Source organism: Sorlinia euscelidii, from assembly GCF_036452135.1.
Lineage (GTDB): Bacteria > Pseudomonadota > Alphaproteobacteria > Acetobacterales > Acetobacteraceae > Sorlinia > Sorlinia euscelidii.
The window spans coordinates 175,586-196,458 of the sequence record NZ_JAWJZZ010000003.1 but is presented as its reverse complement, the minus strand read 5'-3'; the positions used below and the strand labels follow the sequence as shown (position 1 = coordinate 196,458).

Sequence of the window (20,873 nt, the reverse complement as noted above, 5' to 3'; positions counted from 1 at the left end):
TTAATGCAAAACCGCCATGGCCGCGGCGAGATCCTCTTTAAGCGTTTCAGGGTCTTCGAGGCCGATCTGAAGGCGGAAGGCGGGGCCGGGTAGATGATGATGGGCGTGATCGCGCACAATGCCCCCGGAGATCGGCATAACGAGGCTCTCATACCCGCCCCATGACGCGCCGATGCTGAAAATTTTAAGGCGATCAAGCATGGCCCGCATGGCCGCATCGGAAATCTCCGGTTGCAATACCACCCCGAAGAGACATCCCGCACCGCTAAAGTCGCGCAGCCAGTTATCATGCCCGGGACAATCCTCCAGAGCCGGGTGCAGAACACGCGCGACCGGCGCGCAGGATTGCAGCCATCGCGCCATTCTGTAAGCGGTCAGTGCCTGTTTTTCGAGGCGGACAGGGAGGGTGCGTAATCCCCGCAACGTCAGCCAGCTTTCATCCGGATTGGCACAGAGGCCAAGCTGTATCGCCGCATCTCTCAGCTTCACCCAATCCTCCCGCGCATTGACGGTCACCGCCCCCAGAATAATGTCTGAATGCCCGCCCGCATATTTCGTCAATGCCTGGACGGAAATATGTGCGCCATGCGCGAAAGGCTGGAAGATGCCCAATCCCCACGTATTATCGACGATCAGCTTCGCATGTGCAGAAGCGGCAAGTTCCGCGATCATCGGCACATCCTGAACTTCAAAACTAAGGCTGCCCGGGCTCTCGGCGACGATGATGCATGTTTCCGGCCGCATTAGAGATTGCAGCGTCTCTTTTGACGCCAGCGGGGGTAGAAGCTGGTCTCCACCCCAAAGCGTCGCAACATCGTTTTAGCGAAACGACGTGTCGGGCCGTAAATCGCATCGGACATCAGGACGTGACTTCCAGCTTTTGCAAAAGCGAGAAGCGGCAGGGCACAGGCGGTCAGGCCGGAGCACACAGCCTGGCAGTCACGCCCACCTTCAATCTCCGCGATCAGCCGTTCAAGAAGATGCTGGTTCGGGTTGCCCATCGCACCGTAAATCACCTCATGGTCATAAGTGCGATGGCCCTGTGCGTTCATCGCCTCAAGACTCGGGAAAATAACGGTGGAACCCCGCGCAACCGGCGCATTGATGAATTGCCCGCTCTCCGGCAATGAATCGTGACGCCCCGCGCGCACAACCATATCAGCGAAGCGGCTCCACCCTCCTGTGACACGTTGTTCCATGGCATCCGTCATCGATGATGCTTCCCTTTCCTCGAACCGACCTTGCTGCCAATGTCGGAAACGCCGTTATGACGCGCGATCATTTCAACCCTAACCTGCATGTCGCGCATCGGAAAATGGGAAATTCCGCTGCGTGGCATGGTGTTATGCAGGCATAAATCTTGCGCATTCATGATTTTACGGCAGTCAATGCACGTCAAGTGACAAAGTGCGGATATGATCAGGACGCGTTGAAACGCCGCATCAGATCCGGATCGCTCAGGTTAAGATTTTATCAGCGCGCATAAAATTGTGAATCGCGTTTTATTCTCTGAAAAATGTTATGCTGACCCGCGTTAAGGGATGAGCCCGCGCCGAAAGGCCGATCAAATCAGGGACGGAGACAGCTCGTGACGACCGAACGCATCATGCTCGGCTTTTTACTTGTCGGCGTCGCCTATGGCTGCGGCGTCGTCCTTTGGCCATTTCTTTCCGCCATTTTATGGGCCGCCATCCTGACGTTCACGACCTGGCCGCTTTTCAAGCGCCTGCGGCGACGCATCCCGCCTGTCCTCGCGGCGGTGACGATGATGATCATCTGCGCCGTGGCCATTGTCCTCCCGCTCGCCCTCCTCACCTCGACCGGGATACAGGACCTGCCCGCCGCAACGGCCAGCATCACGGCCGGGCTCGCCCATTTCCGCAAAAATGAGGCGGCCCCATTATGGATCGCCCATATCCCCTATCTCGGCGGAAAATTGACGGCGCTTTACACGGAATGGACGCGGGATATTGGCAGTATCGGCGCGACAATCCGCCCTTATGCGGGCCAGATCGCGCGTTATACGATATCTGTCCTGATCCAGATTGCCGGTGGGTTGGTTGAACTCGTCATGGCGTTGTTCATCGCGTTTTTCTTCTGGCTGAATGGCGACGCGTTGGGGCGTGTCATCACCGCGTTACTGCGCCGCGTCACGGGTGATTATGCTTATCGCCTGATTGATGTGATTGGCAGTGTGGTGCGAGGCACCGTCTACGGGATACTCGGGACGGCGATCATTCAGGGCGTGCTGACCACAATCGGCATGATGCTTTGCGGCGTGCCGGAAGCCGGTCTCCTCGGCGGATGTGCGGCTTTTGTCGCGGTGTTTCCGGTTGGGGCGCCAATTGTCTGGGTGCCAACGGCCTTGTGGCTCATCCTGAATGGAAGCTGGGCCAAAGGGCTCTTTCTCGCGATTTATGGCGTTATTATTATTTCCGGGGCGGACCATATCATTCGCCCGGCTTTTGTTGCACGCGGCGCGCAGCTCCCTTACCTGCTGACGGTGCTGGGCGTGCTGGGCGGTGTCATCACGCTCGGCGGTGTCGGGATCTTCCTCGGGCCGGTGCTTCTCGGCGTCGGTTATACGCTGACGACGGAATTTGCCAGCGGCGCTTACGCCCAAACGCGGCCCGACACGCTGTGACATCCATCTCACCACCCCTCGCCGTGCCCCCGCGCGATACGGCGCAGATTTACGCGGGTGAATACGTCAAAATCCTAAGTTGGAACCTTCTTCATGAGGTAGGGGCTCAGGTGCAGGATGTCGTCGCGCTGATTGAAGCCGTCAAACCGGATATCGTTTTGATGCAGGAAGCCGTGGCGGGCCTCTCCGCTTTGACAGATCGCCTCGGCGGCTATTATGCGCGTTTCGCCCTGCCGGAACGCATTCACGGATTGGCCTGCTGGAGCCGACACCCATTTTCCCGCGCGCCGGTGCGGTGTCGCCTGCCCTCGGGGCTGATTGTCCGGCGTCATGCCCAGATCATTGATTTCGGCAGTTTTTCCATCGCCAATGTGCATTTGTCCCATGGGCAGATTCTCAATCGGCGCCAATTGCGCCATCTCGTGCCGATGTTACGCAACCAGGCCATCATCATGGGTGATTTCAACCTCGTTGGCCCGACCCTTCTTCCGCAATTTCAGGATGTGGGGCCGCGTGCCCCCACCCATCGCATGGCGGAGATCTTCCCGATCCGCATTGATCGATGCCTGGTGCGCGGGATGCATCTCATGACTCATCAGATATTGCCGAATTTCAGGTCCGACCATCATCCGATCTTCGTCAAGCTTGCCCTCGACGCCCCGCCACGTCGCTAATCGCGCCGCACGTCAGAGATAAGGCGTTAGAAGCCGGATAGCCGCATTACGCACACGTTTGAGGAACGGGATGGATTTGAGATAGGCGGATGTCAGGCGGTTCGCCTTATGGGAATCGATGAAATGCGCAAGACTTTCAGCAAGGCGCGTATCGTAAGCCTCAAGATTGATCTCAAAATTCAGCCTTAGGCTGCGGAGGTCCATATTGCTGCTGCCGACGAAACACCATGTCGAGTCGCACACCATCAATTTCGCGTGGTTAAATGGCGGCTTCGCAAGCCAGATGGCACATCCCGCCTGTAAATAGGGTCCGAGACTGGCATCACGCGCATAGTCGATAATGCGGTGATTGCCGCGTTTCGGGATCACGATATCCACTTTGACGCCGCGCAGGGCAGCCAGGCAGATTTCCGTCGTCAGGCGTTCTCCCGGTAGAAAATAGGGCGTCATAATGCGCACATGGTGCTGTGCCAAAGTCAGCGCCTGGAGAATGGCATATTCGATTTTCTCAAGATCATCATCCGGCCCCGCCGTGACAATACGCAGGGGGACATGGCCCTCGGCCGTGGCTTCAGGGAAGTATTTTGACCCTTCCAGCTCCTCCCCGACGGTAAATGACCAATCCCGGGCAAACGCCTCCGTCAATTGCTGAACCACCGGGCCACGAAGGGCGAAATGCGTGTCTGCCACCCGTTGCCGGGAGGAGCCGGTCAGCAGGTTTTCAGCGCCGATATTCACACCGCCGAGGAAGCCGACAGCCCCGTCCGTCACAAGGATTTTGCGATGATTGCGCAGATTGATGAAGGGCATCCGCCAGGGCAGAAAGGAATGCATGAAGCGCGCATGACGTATCCCGGCACGCGTCAAAGCCCGAGCAATGCCGCTATAAATATAACCGCTCCCGATCCCATCAATCAGGACACGCACCTCTACGCCGCGCGCTTTGGCGCGCTTCAGGGCGGCGACAAATCTCTGCCCCACCTCATCTGCACGGAAAATATAGGAGCAGAGCAGAACAGAATGCTGCGCGGAGTCGATGGCGGCGATCATCTGGGGATAAATCCCCTCACCATTATGCAGACATTCAACCATATTCCCCCCTAAAAGGGGGCGCTCCGTCAGGCGGGACAGCATGGAGGCCAAGGGCGCGAAACGCCCCTCCACCGCGTGGCGATGTTCCATCAGACGGTCGCGGCCGGGCCAGCGATGCTCCAGCACGAGTCTCTGCGCCAAGCGACGCACACGGTTGATGCCGAACATTGTATAGAGCACCGCGCCGGTAAAAGGCATGAAGCAGCAAAAGCCAATCCACCCCACGGCGGCCGACGTGTCATGCTTTGTCCTGAGCACATGCAAAACGACGATAAGCGTGACCGCAAAGCGACAGGTCAGAAAACCGATATCCGGCGTCGTTAAAATCTGTGTCATTCCGAAACCACCCCGATATGAACAGGGCGCGCGGCACCCGATAACCGGTAAAATCGCCCGGACTCAGAAGGCGGCTTCTTCATCAACGGGGGAAATATGTTTATGCAGGAAGGATGACAATAGGACAAATAACGACCGCAACGAAACCTAAACGTCGATTTTATCACCTCCCTGAAGAGGCCTGTCCCTATCTTGAGGGGCAAAGAGAGCGAAAGCGCGTGACCTTGCTGCAAGGCCCGCATGTCGCGGCAGATATGAGTGACCTGACATTGCGCGGCTATCGGCGCATGTGTGACGTCGCTTTCTCACCCGATTGCGTGCTGTGCCGGGCCTGCCTGCCCCTCCGCCTGCCCGTCGCGGCATTTACGCCTTCCCGCCAGCAGAAACGCGTATTGCGGACCCATCGTGACCTCACCTGCCGTGCATCAGCTCGGGACGCAACGCTTGAGCAATATCAGCTTTTTCAGAAATATCAGCGTGTCCGGCATCCAACAGGCTCCATGCAGGAGATGGATTTTGATGCCTACCGCGATATCGTTGAACGCAGCCCCGTCCCATCCAACGTCATCGAATTTCGTGCGACTGGCGGTCAACTCGTCTGCGTCTCACTGATTGACATCATGTCGTGCGGCATTTCGGCGGTCTATACATTTTATGAACCGAACTGCATGAAGCGATCTTTCGGGATTTACGCCATCGTCAAATTAATCGCCCTGACCCGAGAGCGCCATCTTCCTCACCTTTATCTCGGGAACTGGGTCGCAAACAGCCCGAAAATGGCGTACAAATCGGCCTTTCGCCCGGCTGAAATCTTTCAAGATAAAGCATGGCGCCGACTTGAAGCGCCATTTTTAAAATCTCGTCGCAGATGATGGAGAGGGAGTCGCGTCGAGAGAAACAGACGCGCCTTTAAATTGGCTTCATCCAGACGGGCGCGGGACGGCCCTGAAGGGCCCGGCGCCCAACCAGACCGTCAAGATCCGCCGCCACGCGTCGTTTCTGCCCTTCCGCCCAGATCAACCCTTCCGCCAGGTCCATAACCCGGATATCCGCCAGCCCGCCATGCGCGAATTTCTGCAATGTCACACCCTGGCCGCGTGAGAGGGTCGGCACCTGCTCCAGGGGGAAGATCAGGGCGCGCCGGTTTTCACCCAATGTCAGCACATGCGTCCCCGCCGCCGTGATGCCCGCCAACACCGCATCACCGTCACGAAGATTAACCACCTGTTTGCCGGTTCGCTTTTCTGCAACAAGGTCCTGATGGGTGATCATTAATCCGCGGCCGGATCGGGTCGCGATCAACTGCCGGCCATCCTCTTCGATGACGAAGAGAGAGACGACACCTGCATCCTGCGGGATATCCGCGAGCAGACGAATAGGCTGACCGTACCCCCGTCCACGTGGCAATTCCGCCGCCTTGATCGTGAAGGCGCGCCCGTCAGAGGTGAGGATACAAATGCGCTGTGTGCTTTGACAGGCAAGTTGTTGCCGGAAACCATCGCCTTCCTTGAATTTGTGGCTTTCAACGTCAATGCCATGACCACGCACGGCGCGTATCCACCCTTCGCGGGACAGGATGATGGTCAGGGGTTCCTTCTCAACCTCTTCCGCAGAGGACAGGTCGATCGAGGCAGGGGGCTCGTCGATCATGGTGCGCCGGGGGCCATAAGGCCCTTTGGCGAAAACGCGGGTCGTCTCCTCAAGCTCTTTCGAGATGCGCGTCCAGCGACGCTTCTCACTGTCGAGAAGGGCCTTCAAACTTGTCTGCTCCGTCGCCAATCCATCGCGTTCCTTGCGGATTTCCATTTCCTCAAGTTTGCGGAGGGAGCGCAGGCGCATATTCAGGACATATTCCGTCTGCAATTCGGTCAGCCCAAAAGCATCTTTGAGACTTTGCTTCGGATCATCCTCCTCCCGGATGATACGGATCACTTCATCAAGATTGAGGTAAACGGCGAGGAAGCCCTCCAGAATTTCGAGCCGCTTCTCCACCGCATTCAGCCGGAATTGAGACCGGCGCTTGAGAACCTCATGACGATGGTCAAGCCAGTGGCGTAGTATTTCCTTGAGCCCCATCACGCGGGGTACACGCTCGGCATCCAGAACGTTCATGTTCAGGCTGAAACGGCTCTCAAGCGCGCTCTGCCGGAATAATGTTTCCATCAGCACATCCGGGTTGGCGGTCTTGGATTTTGGCTCCAGCACGAGACGAATATCCGTTGTGCTTTCATCCCGGATGTCCGCAAGGAGGGGGAGTTTCCGTTGTTCGAGAAGTTCAGCGATTTGCTCGATCAATCTGGATTTCTGCACCTGATACGGAATTTCCGTGACGATGATCGTCCAGGAGCCGAAGCGACCATGCTCCTGACTCCATTTGGCCCGCGTCCGCAGACTGCCGCGCCCGGTCTCATAAGCCTGTAAAATCGTCTCCGGGTCTTCAACAAGGCGGCCACCTGTGGGAAAATCGGGGCCGGGGACGAAGGCCATGAGGTCACGCGTTGAGGCTTGAGGCGTTTTGATGAGATGCACCGCCGCCTGACATAATTCAGCCGCATTATGCGGTGGGATACTGGTGGCCATCCCGACAGCGATCCCGGCAGCCCCGTTCGCGAGGAGGTTCGGAAAGGCGCCCGGCATGACCACGGGCTCACTCTCTTCATTATCGTAAGTCGGTCGGAAATCGACCGTGTCTTCACTGATCCCGTCAAGAAGCGCCGCCGCGAAAACGGTCAGACGCGATTCCGTGTAGCGCATGGCCGCGGCATTATCGCCGTCAATGGACCCGAAATTGCCCTGCCCTTCAACGAGCGGGTAGCGCACGGCGAAATCCTGCGCCAGGCGGACGAGCGCTTCGTAAACCGAGGCATCCCCGTGCGGATGGAATTTACCGATCACATCTCCGACCACGCGCGCACATTTTTTAAAGCCGGAAGTCGGGTCAAGCTTAAGTTGATGCATGGCGTAAAGCAGCCGACGATGGACCGGTTTGAGGCCGTCCCGCACATCCGGCAGAGAGCGCGCCATGATGGTGGACATGGCGTAAGCGAGGTAGCGCTCACTCAGCGCCTCGGAAAGTCGGGCATCCTCGATCCGCCCCGCAGCATCACTTTCCATCCCGGCCTCTCCTTATCTCACGGCAATACGCGCCTTGCTGACATAAATGCCAGTAGATGCGGGCTGTTTCAATCTTGCGATGTATTCTCTGCCGTTCCGGGGCCGACAGATGCCGCTTTTTCAAGCCGATCCTGTAAAAGCTGGCGAGGAGACGGGATTGGGAGGTGCCGCGCGCCAAACACATGTTGCGCGAGGAAGTAATCTGTCAGGCGCGCGCCATCCCGTATGTCCCGGGCGGTGACGTGCGCGTCCGACGGCCCGCCGGAAGTCGTCAGCATAAATCCAGGCAAAGGCAGGAGGCGGTCACGCCATTTTCCGGCAGCATCCGCACAGACAGCGCGCCCGGATTTCGGCGAGACATAGATCAGATTTTCTGTCACGCCTGTTACGGCGCAGGATGACAAATCCAGCCCGAACCCGGCTGCCTGCAGCAACGCACATTCCCACCGTAAATAAGCCATTGACGCCGCATCCCCCTGCCCGCGCGTCAGGGCAACGAGGGTTGAGACCGTCTCTGCGAAGAAATCAGGCTGAGGTTCCCCCTCCGGCAGCGCCTGGTCAATCAGCGCGGCCAGCGCGTTGACCATGGCAAGGATGGCGGGGCGATCCATAAGGAAGGCTGCCGTTTCCAGCATCGTCTCACCGCTGACCTGCGGAAGTTGCGAAGGTAAACGGGACGTATAATGGCATGAGACAAGGGCGCCGGCCTGCCAGATCGCGGCTTGACGCCTTGATGCGCCGCCATGGACATAGGCGGCGATACGGCCTAGCTCAGCCGTGTAAAGATGAACGATGGCGGCACCTTCACCATAGCGCCGACATGAGAGGGCGATGGCAGAGCAATCAAACTGCATCTGCCATCATCCATCGATCATTTGCCGGGCTTTTATTTGCCCGCGGCTGCCGCGACTTCTGCCGCAAAATCGCTTGTTTCCTTCTCAATGCCTTCACCGAGCTGGAAACGCTCAAACGCAAGGAGCTTCGCGCCCGCTGTTTCAACGATCTTCGCGACGCGTGTGGCACCATCATGAACCCAGACCTGCTCAAGAAGAACAACTTCTTCATAGAACTTCCGGATGCGGCCTTCGATCATTTTCTCAATCACCGCTTCAGGGCGACCGGATTGCTTGGCCTGCTCGACAAGCACGGCTTTTTCCCGCTCCACCGTTTCCGGGTCCATGGAGGCAACATCGACAGCGTTAGGACGCGTTGCCGCAACATGCATGCCGATCTGGCGGCCCAGCGTCAGAATCGCCTCACTCTCCGACTCAGCCTCAAGCGCCGCCAGCACACCGATTTTGCCGAGGCCCGGCTTCAGCGCGCTATGGACGTAACTCGCCACGACACCATTCGGGACACTCAGCACGCGGGCGCGACGCAGCGCCATGTTCTCACCGATTGTCGCGATCAGATGGGTCAGCTCATCCGCCACGCTGCGGCCGGATTTCAGTTTATATTGTTTGATCGTTTCAAGATCGTCGCCCACTTCGAGCGCGACATGTGCCACGGCAACGACGAAGTCCTGGAACGCCTCATTACGCGCCACGAAGTCGGTTTCAGCGTTGACTTCAACAATCGCGGCCTTTCTATCACCCGACGCGACGGCAACGAGGCCCTCCGCCGTGGTGCGGCCCGATTTTTTCGCGGCCTGGGACAGGCCTTTCGTGCGGAGCCAGTCGATCGCGCCTTCCATATCGCCATTGGCCTCAGTCAGCGCTTTTTTGCAATCCATCATCCCCGCGCCGGTTTTCTCGCGGAGTTCGCGCACCAGAGCTGCCGTGATTTCAGCCATATCCCTCTTTCCTCCAAATAGAAACGGCGCGCCTCGGCCGATCGCAGCGGGCGCGCCATTATGATGATGTCAGCGCCTGAAGGCGCCGATGCCAATCAGGCTGAAGCCGCCTCGCCCGCAGCCTCTTCCGTCGCCGCCACGGCTTCTTCCGTCGGCAGCTCTTCCGAAGCGCCGACATCAACGCCAGATGCCGCCATCTCTGCGGAGATACCATCAAGGACGGACCGCGCCACGAGGTCACAATAAGTCGTGATGGCACGAATAGCGTCGTCATTGCCCGGGATAGGGTATGTTACGCCCGCAGGGTCCGAATTGCTGTCGAGGATGGCCACGACGGGAATGCCCAGTTTATTGGCTTCCTCAATCGCGAGCTTCTCTTTATTCGTGTCGATCACAAACAGGATATCGGGCAGACCGCCCATTTCCTTGATACCGCCGAGGGAGCGCTCAAGCTTCTCGCGGTCACGCGTGATGTCGAGGACTTCCTTTTTGGTCAGCCCCATTGTGTCGCCCGCAAGGGTTTCATCGATCTGGCGCAGACGTTTGATGGAGCCGGTGATGGTCTTCCAGTTCGTCAACATACCGCCGAGCCAGCGGTGATTGACGTAATATTGTCCGCAACGCTGTGCCGCCTCAGCAACATGCTCTGCCGCGGCGCGCTTTGTACCGACGAAGAGCACACGCCCCCCGCTCGCAACCGTATCGCGCACGGCGCGCAAGGCGCGGTCCAGCATCGGAACAGTCTGCTGAAGGTCAATGATATGAACCTGATTGCGCACCCCGAAAAGATAGGGGGCCATGGCCGGGTTCCAACGACGTGTGTGGTGACCAAAATGCACGCCAGCTTCCAGAAGCTGACGCATGGTGAATTCGGGCATCGCCATGTGGCTGATCCTTTTCTCTGGTTAAACCTCCGCATGATTTGCCCCGAAAGGAGCACCAGAAATTCTGCTTCATGCGTGCGAATTACACGCCTTTACGGGCGCATGGGGCTGATATAGCGGCAAAAGGCGGTTATTTCAAGCGGGATTGGCGCCGTGATCCGCGATGTGAACGGCTTTACAGATGATCAACCCTCTCCACCCCGCGCACCGCGTCGATCCGTTCCCCCATGCGGGGTGTGACACGATATGAGGCGGGTAAGGTGATATCAACAGCGCGCAGATCATCCAGCACAGGCACGAGCACGACTTTGCCCCGCCCGCCTTTTGCCTGCTCCAACACGCTTTGAATTTCCTCAATTGCCGCGATGTCACTGACCCAGACGCGCATTTCACCGGCATGTTGCGCCGCAGCATCCTCAAGGTCCATGACTTCCGTCGCGGTCAGGCGCAGGGCCTCCCCATCCTGCCGCAAATCTGCCGTCACCATCACCGCCCGCCCCGGCACCAGCAGGTCACGGCAGCGATTCAGCACTTCGGAAAATAACGTGACCTCACACCCCCCTGACGGGTCAGATAGGCGGAGCCACGCCATTTTACTGCCGCTGCGCGTCGGGCGCTCTTTTTTATCAACGACACACCCTGCAATCCGCACACGCCCGGGATTCGACGCCGCCGCGGCGGCGAGACTGGCGGATGTCAACGCCTTCGTGCGTTTGATGACGGAGAGGTAGGCATCTAACGGGTGGCCGGTCATGTGGAAACCTACCGCCTCCGCTTCAGAAGCCAGGCGTTCAAACGCTGTCCAGGGTTTGACATGGGCCAGACGCAGGTCATCCGCTGCCGGCGCACCGCCAAACAAGCCGATCTGACCGGAGGCCGCCTCCTGCGTCTGTGACTGGCTCCGCCGCATAATCGTCTCGGCACTGGCAAAGACGGCGGCGCGGTCAGGATGAAGGCTGTCAAACGCCCCGGCTTTCGCCAGATTTTCAATCTGTGCCTTATTTAATGCGCGCGCATCGCAACGCGCCGTGAAATCCGCGATATCCCGGAAGGCTTGATCCCCACGCGCCTGAACAAGCGTCTCCATCGCCGCGAACCCGACGCGTTTGACCGCTGCAAGGGCGTAACGCACGGCGTAACTGCCATCTTTCTGCTTCTCAATGGAGAAATCAGCCTCGGAGCGATTAATATCCACGGGCAAAACGGAAATGCCCATATGGCGCGCTTCCTGACATAAAGCCGCAAGCTTCTCCGTCTTTTCCCGCGCGAGTGACATGCATCCCGCAATGAAGGCCACGGGGTGGTTCGCTTTCATCCATGCTGTCTGATACGAAACCAGTGCGTATGCGGCAGCGTGCGATTTATTGAAGCCGTAATCCGCAAATCGCGCCATCAAGTCGAAGATCTCAGCAGCCTGCCCTGCCTCAACGCCGCGCGCTGTCGCCCCGGCGACGAAAATCTCTCGCTGCGTGTCCATTTCCGACCGGATCTTCTTGCCCATGGCCCGCCGCAGGAGGTCTGCGGCGCCGAGGCTGTATCCGGCCAGTTTCTGTGCAATCTGCATCACCTGTTCCTGATACACCATGATGCCATACGTCTCTTCGAGGATATCGCGAATATCCTCATGGGGCGGGGCCCAATCGGCACCGTGTTTGCGCAGGCAGTAATCCGGGATATTGGCCATCGGGCCCGGGCGGTAAAGCGCCACGGCGGCAATGAGATCCTCAAACCGCGTCGGGCGCATCTGCTTCAGCACATCGCGCATGCCCGCGCCTTCGAACTGAAACACCCCACCGGAATCGCCGCGAGCCAGCATGGCGTAAGTCGGAGCATCATCGAGCGGGATTTCCGTGATATCCACGTCGATCCCCTGCTGGTGGAGAAAGTGAACGCCGCGCTTGAGAATGGTCAGCGTCGTCAGGCCGAGGAAATCGAATTTCACCAGCCCGGCCTGCTCAACGAATTTCATGTTGAACTGCGTGACGAGCATGTCACTTTTTGGGTCTCGGTAAAGTGGGACGAGTTCAACGAGGGGGCGATCCCCGATGACGACACCGGCCGCGTGAGTGGAGGCATGGCGAAACAACCCTTCGAGCTGAAGCGCGATTTCGAGCAGGCGGCGCAATGTCTCATCATTATCGCGCATTTCCTGCAGGCGCGGCTCGCCATCAATCGCCTGACTCAATGTGACGGGTTTGGCAGGGTTATTCGGGATCAGCTCCGCAACACGATTGACCATCCCGAAGGGCAGGCCAAGCACGCGCCCAACATCCCTCACGGCCGCGCGCGCCTGCAATTTACCGAATGTGATGATCTGCGCGACGCGCTCCCCCCCATATTCCCCGCGCACATAACGGATCACTTCGTCACGCCGGTCCTGACAGAAATCAATATCGAAATCCGGCATGGAGACGCGCTCAGGGTTAAGGAAGCGCTCAAAGAGGAGGTTGAATGGAATCGGGTCGAGATCGGTGATCGTCAAAGCCCAGGCCACGAGTGACCCCGCACCCGAACCACGCCCCGGCCCAACCGGAATGTCGTGACTTTTCGCCCACTGGATGAAATCCGCAACAATCAGGAAGTACCCGGGGAAACCCATGGATTGGATGATGTCGAGTTCCGTCTCCAATCGCTCAACGTAAAGAGCGCGTTTTTCCGCCGATAATTGTCGGCGTGCCAGACGCGCTTCCAGCCCTTCCCGCGCCATTTTGCGGAGCGTCTCATCCTCATTGGCGCCTTTATCCACTTTGGGGCAGACAGGCAGGAGCGGGTCACGCGTATCGACCGCCACGGCGCAGCGGCGGGCGATCAGCAACGTATTATCGCAAGCCTCAGGGAGATCCGAAAAGATTTTGCGCATCTCCGAGGGTGGCTTGAACCAATGCTGGTCCGTCACGCGCCAGCGATCATCCTCTGCCATGGTGCGCCCTTGCGCGATGCAGAGTAAGGCATCATGGGCTTCATACATTGCTGGACGCGCGAAAAAACACTCATTCGTGGCGACAAGCGGCAGGCTGAATCGGTCCGCCAAAGCAATCAGACCCGGCTCCACCGCCTGCTCCTGCGCTTGACCATGTCGATGCAGCTCAATCGCCATATTATCTTTGAAGTGCGATGTGAGGGTCTGAAGGAGCGCCGTCGCCTCATCTTCCATCCCCGCCGCAAGCAGGCGGAAAAGCCGCCCGCGCGTGCCTCCCGTCAGCAGAAACAACCCTTCAGCGCGGGTGCAAATTGCTTCCAGCGATAGAGTCGGGTCGCCGGGGTCCGACGTCAGAAAACCTTCGGAGGAGAGGAATTGCAGGTTCTCCAACCCTTTATCATCGCGGGCGAGGAGGACGAGCGTCTCCGAAAGTTGTGCCGTCGCGGTCGGGTCGTCCAATGTGAGGGAGAGCTGGCACCCGATAATGGGCTGCACACCCTTTTTGACCGCATATTGTGAAAATTCGAGAGCGCCGAAGAGATTGCCTGTATCCGTCAATGCCAGGGCCGGCATCTCATTCTCGACGGCCAGATCGACCAGATCCGGGATCCGAATCGCCCCCTGACTGAGGGAGTACGCAGAGTGATTACGAAGGTGAACGAAATCGGCATGTGACATGACGTCACAATATCAGACACGCGCGGCTGACGGCATCAAAATCATGCAGGAATATATTTGCATTGATGGCGGCGCGCTTTTGCGACTGGGCCGCTCAGACCGCGTGAAGCTTCCCATCCCGCAAGATAATGACGCGGTCCATACGTTGTGCGAGCACCTCATTATGGGTCGCGATCAGCGCCGTTGCGCGCGCTTTGCGGACGACTTCCAGGAGGTTATCAAAAACGAGGTCAGATGTTTTGCCGTCAAGATTTCCCGTTGGCTCATCGGCGAGGATGATTTTGGGATGGTTGGCCAGGGCGCGCGCAATCGCCACGCGCTGTTTTTCCCCGCCGGAGAGGCGACCAGGCAAATGGTCCTGACGATGGGACAGGCCGAATTGCGCCAGCAGATCCGCCGCATTTTTACGCGCGATTGAAGCAGGAATACGCCCGATCCGTTGGGGGAGCACCACATTTTCCAGCGCGGTGAATTCAGCGAGGAGGTGATGGAACTGATAGACAAACCCGATTTCATCCTGGCGCAGGGCTGAACGCTCCGCGTCGGAGAGGCGCGTCACATCGCGCCCCGCAATCGTAATTTGACCCGCATCCGGGCGCTCCAATAATCCGGCAATATGCAGAAGAGTCGATTTCCCTGTCCCGCTGGGGGCGATGAGCGCAACGATCTCGCCCTCCTGAAGGGTGATCGACGCCCCATCAAGGACGCGTAATTTTTCATCACCGGATTCGTAAATTTTAACGATGTTGGAGAGGGAGAAAACGGGCGGCTCATTCATGACGCAGCGCCTCCACCGGGTCCGTCCGTGCCGCGCGCCAGGCAGGGTAAAGGGTGGCGCTGAATGACAGGATGAGTGAGAGGACGAGCACATCGATAACCTGAGACCAGACAAGATGAGCGGGCAGATGCTCAAGATAGTAAAATTCGGGATTGAAGAGATTTGTATGGGTCAGATGCTCAATGCCATGTTGGATGCGCTCAATATTCAGGCAGAAAACGACACCGATGATGAAGCCGATGATCGTGCCGCACACCCCGACAGAGGCGCCGCACATCAGGAAGATGCGCATGATCGCACCGCGCGTCGCACCCAATGTGCGCAACACCGCAATATCCCGCGTTTTATCCTTGACCATCATGATCATGGAAGAAATCACGTTAAAAGCCGCGACGAGGATGATCAGCGTCAGGATCAGAAACATGACGTTCTGCTGCACATCCAGCGCGCCGAGAAACGCATTATTGCTGCGCGTCCAATCCATGATGCGCAATTGCGGGTCACCCAGTCGCTGCGCGATTTCACGGCCGACCGCCCGGGCCTTCATCGGGTCATCCAGCCCGACCTGAATAAAGGATACGCCGTCGGGCATCATCAGAAATTTCTGCGCCGCCTCCAACGGCAGGAATACGATGCTGGAATCGTAATCATTCACCCCGGCATCAAAGATGAGGGAAACTCTGTAACTCCGTATGCGCGGCATGGTGCCAAACGGCGTGGCGCGCCCCTGGGGGGAAAGCAGCGTCACTTTACTACCGAGTTGCAGCCCGGATTTCACTGATAAAGCGGCCCCGATGGCGATGGCGTCCGGTCCGTGAAAATCCTCCAGCCGTCCGGCGACGATATTATCGCTTAAAGCGTGAAGCGCGGCGAAATCATCTGCTGAGATGCCACGCATCAAACCGCCAGCACTATAGCCGGCGGCGTCAAGCAAAACGGTCCCCTCCGCCATGGGCGTGACGCGGGTAACACCGTTGATCGTGCGGATCTGGGCGGCATCGTCTTGATAGGACGTGATGACATGTTGGCCCGCGTAAATATTGAGCGCGCCATTCAGGCCAAGCACCCGGGACATCAGGTCTTCACGGAAACCATTCATGACTGCCATGACGATAATCAGCGTCGCCACACCTAATGCAATGCCGATAAGAGAGAAAATCGCGATGATCGATACAAAGCGTTCACCCCGACGGGAGCGCAAATATCTCCCTGCGACACTTCTCTCAAAAGCATTGAACATATTTACAATAAAACCCTTTCAATTGCCTCATCAACGCTGAGGTCAAGCCTTTCGCCGGAGCGACGGTTCTTCAACTCGACTCGTCCCTCTTTGGCGCCGCGCGGTCCGACAATAATCTGCCATGGGTGACCCATCAGGTCCGCATCATTGAACTTAACGCCAGCGCGCTCATCCCGATCATCCAGCAATACAGCGTCACCCCCGAGTTGGTTGAACCTGTTGCAGATTTCATCAACCTGCGCGTCACCAGGCTTGAGATTCAGGACCGCGGCCTTGAAGGGCGCAACCGATTCCGGCCAGATGATGCCCTGCGCATCGTGATGCGCTTCGATAATCGCGCCGGTCAGGCGGGAGACGCCAATGCCGTAAGAGCCCATATGAGGATGAAACGCCGCCCCATCCGGGCCATTGACGGTGACACCCATTGATCTGGTGTATTTATCCTCGAAATAGAAAATATGGCCGACCTCAATCCCCCGCCCTTCCCGCTGCCGGTCGGCAGGGACGCTTTTCCAGGCCGTTTCATCATGCATCTCATCGGTTGCGGCGTAAGAAGTGGTAACGTCTTTAAAAAACCGCCCCAGACTTTCAGGATCATGAAAGTCCACCGATTGCGCTAGCCAATCCTGCTGCTCCAGCGCCGCATCAAAATAGACGGTGCTCTCTCCCGTCGGGGCCAGAATCAGAAATTCATGGCTGAGTTCCCCGCCAATTGGCCCGGTATCCGCCCGCATCGGTATGGCCCGCACGCCCAGACGCTGAAACGTCCTGAGATAGGCCAGCATCATTTTGCGGTAAGAGATGACCGCCCCGTCATAATCCGCATCGAAGGAATAAGCGTCCTTCATCAGAAATTCCCGCCCGCGCATCACCCCGAAGCGGGGCCGCCGCTCATCGCGGAATTTCCACTGAATATGGTAAAGTGATTGCGGCAACTCACGGTAGGATTTGACCGACTGCCCGAAGATTTCGGTGATCATTTCCTCATTTGTCGGACCGTAAAGCATGTCGCGCCCGTGGCGGTCCTGGATTCGCAGCATTTCCGGCCCATACGCATCATATCGGCCTGATTGCCGCCAGAGATCGGCGGATTGGAGGGTCGGCATCAGCACTTCCTGCGCGCCGATCGCGTTCTGCTCTTCCCGCACGATGCGCTCGATATTCCGCAAAACGCGCAGACCCGCGGGCAGCCAGGCGTAAATGCCGGATGCTGTCTGCCGGATCAGCCCCGCACGCAGCATGAGGCGATGTGACGCGATCTGGGCGTCGGCGGGAACCTCTTTGAGGGTCGGCAGAAAGCTTTTTGTAAGGCGCATGGAGAGTTCCGGGATGCTGATGGGTGAGGAAAGACGCCCCCACCCTCGTTTTATCAGATTTTATTAAACGCGTAAGAGATGGACATCCACGAGGGGACGCTTTTGCAACTTGCGTCCCAAAGCGCGTCGCAGCGCCGTCTTGGCAGCGTCTCGGAACGCATCATCTTCCGCGCGTATATTATCGGGGATATCGTCAATGGCATTGGCGAAATCCTCAATAATCCGATCAGTTTCCGGGTCCGTGCTTTCAAGCAGGCCGGGCGCGCTGATTTTCGGCAGGCCGATCATGAAACCTTCATCATCGACAGCGAAGCTGCCCATCACCATGCCATTATAAAGCATACGTCGCCGTGCTGTAAGGACATCGCTGGAAAGGGGCAATATGCGGCTGCCATCCAGTACATAACGCCCGGTCGGCGCCGTATCGATGATTTCCGGCTTGCCGGGCGCCAGTTGAAGTATGTCCCCGTCCTCGAGCAACATCGTCTTCGCACCCACCTTGCGCGCGAGGTCCGCATGGGCTGTCAGATGGCGCCATTCACCGTGGGTGGGGACGACATATTCAGGTTTCAGAACTTCATAAAGTCTGCGCAGGTCCCCACTGGTGGCATGTCCTGAAACATGTACAGGATGGTCACGATCCGTCAGAACACGCACACCGCGGCGGGAAAGATTATCCTGCACGGCGATAACAGCGTGCTCATTACCGGGGATCATGCGCGAGCTGTAAATAATGGTGTCACCCTCCCCGAGGGAGATGTTCGGGTGCGTGTCTGCCGCGATCCGCGTCAAGGCTGAACGGGGTTCACCCTGACTTCCCGTGACGATCAGAAGCAATTCACGATCCGGGATATGGGCCGCATCCTGCTCCGTCAGAAAAGGTGGAATATCCGTCAGATAACCACATTCCCGCGCGGCGACCTCAAGGTTGCGCAGGGAGCGCCCCACCGTCACGACTTTTCGCCCCGCGGCCCGGGCCGCCATCGCGATGGATTCCACGCGTGCGACATTGCTGGCAAAACATGTGACCGCGACGCGACCGGTTAGGTCCGCGATGAGGGAGGTCAGCCCTTCCCGCACCGATTGTTCCGTGCCGGAGGGGCCTTCACGGAAAACATTTGTGCTATCGCCAATCACGGCGCGCACGCCATCCTCACCTAATTGCCGGAAGCTGTCGAAATCCGTCATCGGCCCAAGGAGGGGGGCCTCATCGATTTTGAAGTCACCTGTGTGGATGTAATTGCCATAGGGTGTGCGTATGGCGAGGGACTGCGCCTCAGGGACGGAATGCGTCACTGAAATGAATTGCAGATCAAACGGGCCGACCTCAAAACGCGCACCCGGCGCGATGACATTGACCTGCACTTTGTCGAGCATACGCGCTTCACCAAGCTTGCGCCGCAGGACGGCGGCGGCGAAAGGTGTCGCGTAAATCGGGCATTTAAATTGGGGCCAGAGATGCTCAATCGCGCCCAGATGGTCTTCATGTGCGTGGGTGACGATAAGGCCGCAAAGTTGGTCGTGACGTTCAGCCAGGAAGGTTGGGTCGGGCATGAGGATTTCAGCTTCAGGCGTGTCATTGCCGGAAAAACCGATCCCGCAATCAACAGCCAGATAATGCCCGTCTAACATGTAAAGATTCAAGTTCATGCCGATTTCGCCCGTTCCGCCGAGAGGCAGAAAGGCGAAATTGCCGATGGTTTCTGTCATATATTCTCCAGAAAATGTTGTGATTAAAGCTTAATTTCGGTGTCAATCATCGCGATCGATGGAATTCTGAGAAGGGTTTCTGTCCGCGAGGAGGCGCAGTCCATCAAGTGTCAGAGTCGGGACAACATGCTGAAAAAGCGACGTCCCCTCTGAGAAAAGAGGCGCCAGTCCACCTGTCGCTATCACGGCGAGGGGGGTATTCATTTCCGCCTTTATTTGAGAAACAACGCCTTCCACCAGCCCGACATAACCCCAGAACAGGCCTGAGCGCATACTGACGATGGTGTTGCGCCCAATCGCCGAAGTCGGCCTGCCGACACTGATGCGGGGGAGGCGCGCCGCAGCCTGGTGCAGCGCCTCAAGTGAAAGATTGACCCCCGGTGCAATCGCGCCGCCGCAGAAAGCCCCTTCCTCATCCACAACATCAAAGGTCGTCGCCGTGCCAAAATCCACGACGACGAGGGGGCCGCCAAATTTATGATGCGCAGCGAGGCCGTTGAGGCGGCGGTCAACACCCACTTCATCCGGCGTATCAACTTTGCAGCCGAGGCCCCAATCGGAACGCGAATTGGCGATGAGAGGCTCAATATCGAGCCAGGCGCGGCAGAGCAGCCTTAAATGATAGAGTACGGCCGGGACGACGGTGCCGATGATCGCCCTGGAGATCTGCTTTGATGAAATACTCTGCTTTTCAAGCAAAGTGGTCAGCCACGCGCCATATTCATCGGAAGTGCGGTGATTATTGGTCGAGATGCGCCAGTTACCGCGCCATTTCTCCCCGTCATGGAGGGCGAAAACAATATTTGTATTGCCGGCATCAATGGCAAGAAGCATCGCGAACCTGTAGCATCATGGACGTTTCACCCGACAGGAACGATTTTACCTTATTGCCCTCTGTCAAAAGCAGAAGTTGACCCTCCGGACCCAAACCGTGAAACAAACCTTCTGTATAGTCATCTCCCGTCGTGACTGCAAGGCGCGTCCCGATTTTGTGCGCGCGGGAGAGCCAGGCATCCCGCACGAAATCAACGCCTGAAGAGGCGAAAGCGGCAAGCCCGGCACTGAGATGGTCCATAATCATCTTGGCGAGAGCTTCCGGCGCGGGTGAAAGACCGAGCTGGGCGAGGCAGGCAAGATGGCGGCCCGGGATTTCAGGCGCATATCGGATATTGACGCCGATACCGATCACAATCCACCCCGCGGGACCAGGATTGGACTCAATGAGAATTCCGCTGACCTTGTCACCCCGCAGCAAGATGTCATTCGGCCATTTGAGGGTAAGCTCAGTTGTCGGGCGGAGGGCCTGTATCGCCTCGTAGACGGCGATCGACGCCAGAAATGGCAGGGTTTTAAGGCAGGAGACGATGTCAACGGGGCGTAAAAGGAGTGAGAATGACAGGTTGCCGGACGGTGCGACCCAGATGCGGCCTTTTGTGCCGCGCCCTGCTGTCTGCCGACGGGCCAAGATGGCCAGCCCCTCTGCAGCACCGGCCTCGGCCTGCTCCTTGCAGAAAGCCGAAGTCGATGGAAGAGTCTCATAAATACGCAAGCGCCATTTGATTTTAGACAATTCGCGCCCTGTCAGCATATCATGGTGGGCGATGACGGGATTGAACCGCCGACCCTCTCGGTGTAAACGAGACGCTCTACCGCTGAGCTAATCGCCCATGATGTTGGCACATGGCAGATGACATG

15 protein-coding genes, 1 tRNA gene and 1 pseudogene are annotated in these 20,873 nt (G+C 57.9%); 3 read left to right on the top strand and 14 right to left on the bottom strand.

Annotated elements, in window-relative coordinates; genetic code table 11:
* Window positions 1-1,211, bottom strand: a pseudogene (gene metC / locus CGLAMM_RS06555) (cystathionine beta-lyase).
* A 377-nt stretch (window positions 1,212-1,588) separates the two neighbouring features.
* Here metC and CGLAMM_RS06550 point away from each other — a divergent pair.
* Both CGLAMM_RS06550 and CGLAMM_RS06545 read left to right on the top strand, forming a co-directional pair.
* Entirely contained in the window at window positions 1,589-2,644 is a 1,056-nt protein-coding gene (locus CGLAMM_RS06550; RefSeq protein ID WP_394820339.1) for an AI-2E family transporter, read from the top strand.
* A 5-nt stretch (window positions 2,645-2,649) separates the two neighbouring features.
* Complete coding sequence (locus CGLAMM_RS06545; RefSeq protein WP_394820423.1) at window positions 2,650-3,318, top strand: endonuclease/exonuclease/phosphatase family protein; 669 nt, start codon at window positions 2,650-2,652, stop codon at window positions 3,316-3,318.
* A 12-nt stretch (window positions 3,319-3,330) separates the two neighbouring features.
* On the opposite strand, the gene CGLAMM_RS06540 is transcribed toward CGLAMM_RS06545, so the two are convergent.
* On the bottom strand, window positions 3,331-4,746 hold the full coding sequence (locus CGLAMM_RS06540; RefSeq protein WP_394820338.1) for a phospholipase D-like domain-containing protein: 1,416 nt from the start codon (window positions 4,744-4,746) through the stop codon (window positions 3,331-3,333).
* Between the two features lie 113 nt (window positions 4,747-4,859).
* On the opposite strand from CGLAMM_RS06540, the gene CGLAMM_RS06535 reads away from it, so the two are divergent.
* The gene (locus tag CGLAMM_RS06535) at window positions 4,860-5,618 is read left to right on the top strand and encodes an arginyltransferase (RefSeq protein ID WP_394820337.1); all 759 of its coding nucleotides are present in this window, start codon (window positions 4,860-4,862) and stop codon (window positions 5,616-5,618) included.
* A 37-nt stretch (window positions 5,619-5,655) separates the two neighbouring features.
* Here the strand turns inward: CGLAMM_RS06535 and parC are convergent, their stop codons facing one another.
* From parC to CGLAMM_RS06475, 12 genes are all read right to left on the bottom strand, one after another.
* The gene (gene parC, locus CGLAMM_RS06530) at window positions 5,656-7,860 is read right to left on the bottom strand and encodes a DNA topoisomerase IV subunit A (RefSeq protein WP_394820336.1); all 2,205 of its coding nucleotides are present in this window, start codon (window positions 7,858-7,860) and stop codon (window positions 5,656-5,658) included.
* 68 nt (window positions 7,861-7,928) lie between these two features.
* On the bottom strand, window positions 7,929-8,714 hold the full coding sequence (recO, locus tag CGLAMM_RS06525; RefSeq protein ID WP_394820335.1) for a DNA repair protein RecO: 786 nt from the start codon (window positions 8,712-8,714) through the stop codon (window positions 7,929-7,931).
* A 32-nt stretch (window positions 8,715-8,746) separates the two neighbouring features.
* The gene (tsf, locus tag CGLAMM_RS06520) at window positions 8,747-9,652 is read right to left on the bottom strand and encodes a translation elongation factor Ts (RefSeq protein WP_394820334.1); all 906 of its coding nucleotides are present in this window, start codon (window positions 9,650-9,652) and stop codon (window positions 8,747-8,749) included.
* 95 nt (window positions 9,653-9,747) lie between these two features.
* Window positions 9,748-10,536, bottom strand: a complete 789-nt coding sequence (gene rpsB, locus CGLAMM_RS06515) for a 30S ribosomal protein S2 (protein ID WP_319807338.1) — start codon at window positions 10,534-10,536, stop codon at window positions 9,748-9,750.
* 175 nt (window positions 10,537-10,711) lie between these two features.
* Window positions 10,712-14,134: a DNA polymerase III subunit alpha gene (dnaE, locus tag CGLAMM_RS06510; RefSeq protein WP_394820333.1), complete on the bottom strand. Its 3,423-nt coding sequence runs from the start codon at window positions 14,132-14,134 to the stop codon at window positions 10,712-10,714.
* Window positions 14,135-14,228: 94 nt separating this feature from the next.
* A complete protein-coding gene (locus CGLAMM_RS06505; RefSeq protein WP_394820332.1) occupies window positions 14,229-14,912 on the bottom strand; it encodes an ABC transporter ATP-binding protein in 684 nt (227 codons plus the stop codon).
* On the bottom strand, window positions 14,905-16,152 hold the full coding sequence (locus CGLAMM_RS06500) for a lipoprotein-releasing ABC transporter permease subunit (RefSeq protein ID WP_394820331.1): 1,248 nt from the start codon (window positions 16,150-16,152) through the stop codon (window positions 14,905-14,907). The genes CGLAMM_RS06505 and CGLAMM_RS06500 overlap by 8 nt, the downstream gene beginning before the upstream one ends.
* Before the next feature lie 2 nt (window positions 16,153-16,154).
* Window positions 16,155-17,468 carry a proline--tRNA ligase gene (gene proS, locus CGLAMM_RS06495; protein ID WP_394820330.1) on the bottom strand — a complete coding sequence of 438 codons (1,314 nt, stop codon included), beginning with the start codon at window positions 17,466-17,468 and terminating at the stop codon, window positions 16,155-16,157.
* Between the two features lie 63 nt (window positions 17,469-17,531).
* Entirely contained in the window at window positions 17,532-19,178 is a 1,647-nt protein-coding gene (locus CGLAMM_RS06490) for a ribonuclease J (protein WP_394820329.1), read from the bottom strand.
* A 42-nt stretch (window positions 19,179-19,220) separates the two neighbouring features.
* A complete protein-coding gene (locus tag CGLAMM_RS06485) occupies window positions 19,221-20,012 on the bottom strand; it encodes a type III pantothenate kinase (protein WP_394820328.1) in 792 nt (263 codons plus the stop codon).
* Window positions 19,996-20,727, bottom strand: coding sequence for a biotin--[acetyl-CoA-carboxylase] ligase (locus CGLAMM_RS06480; RefSeq protein WP_418115497.1), 732 nt, complete (start codon window positions 20,725-20,727; stop codon window positions 19,996-19,998). The genes CGLAMM_RS06485 and CGLAMM_RS06480 overlap by 17 nt, the downstream gene beginning before the upstream one ends.
* A gap of 43 nt (window positions 20,728-20,770) precedes the next feature.
* Window positions 20,771-20,845 (bottom strand) — tRNA-Val (locus CGLAMM_RS06475).
* Window positions 20,846-20,873: the final 28 nt, after the last annotated feature.

What these genes read in the sequence shown, in the direction of transcription:
- CGLAMM_RS06540 (WP_394820338.1), bottom strand. Translation starts at nt 4,746, where the DNA reads ATGACACAGATTTTAACGACGCCGGATATCGGTTTTCTGACCTGTCGC.
- CGLAMM_RS06535 (WP_394820337.1), top strand. Translation starts at nt 4,860, where the DNA reads ATGACAATAGGACAAATAACGACCGCAACGAAACCTAAACGTCGATTT.
- parC (WP_394820336.1), bottom strand. Translation starts at nt 7,860, where the DNA reads ATGGAAAGTGATGCTGCGGGGCGGATCGAGGATGCCCGACTTTCCGAG.
- recO (WP_394820335.1), bottom strand. Translation starts at nt 8,714, where the DNA reads ATGCAGTTTGATTGCTCTGCCATCGCCCTCTCATGTCGGCGCTATGGT.
- tsf (WP_394820334.1), bottom strand. Translation starts at nt 9,652, where the DNA reads ATGGCTGAAATCACGGCAGCTCTGGTGCGCGAACTCCGCGAGAAAACC.
- rpsB (WP_319807338.1), bottom strand. Translation starts at nt 10,536, where the DNA reads ATGGCGATGCCCGAATTCACCATGCGTCAGCTTCTGGAAGCTGGCGTG.
- dnaE (WP_394820333.1), bottom strand. Translation starts at nt 14,134, where the DNA reads ATGTCACATGCCGATTTCGTTCACCTTCGTAATCACTCTGCGTACTCC.
- CGLAMM_RS06505 (WP_394820332.1), bottom strand. Translation starts at nt 14,912, where the DNA reads ATGAATGAGCCGCCCGTTTTCTCCCTCTCCAACATCGTTAAAATTTAC.
- CGLAMM_RS06500 (WP_394820331.1), bottom strand. Translation starts at nt 16,152, where the DNA reads ATGTTCAATGCTTTTGAGAGAAGTGTCGCAGGGAGATATTTGCGCTCC.
- proS (WP_394820330.1), bottom strand. Translation starts at nt 17,468, where the DNA reads ATGCGCCTTACAAAAAGCTTTCTGCCGACCCTCAAAGAGGTTCCCGCC.
- CGLAMM_RS06490 (WP_394820329.1), bottom strand. Translation starts at nt 19,178, where the DNA reads ATGACAGAAACCATCGGCAATTTCGCCTTTCTGCCTCTCGGCGGAACG.
- CGLAMM_RS06485 (WP_394820328.1), bottom strand. Translation starts at nt 20,012, where the DNA reads ATGCTTCTTGCCATTGATGCCGGCAATACAAATATTGTTTTCGCCCTC.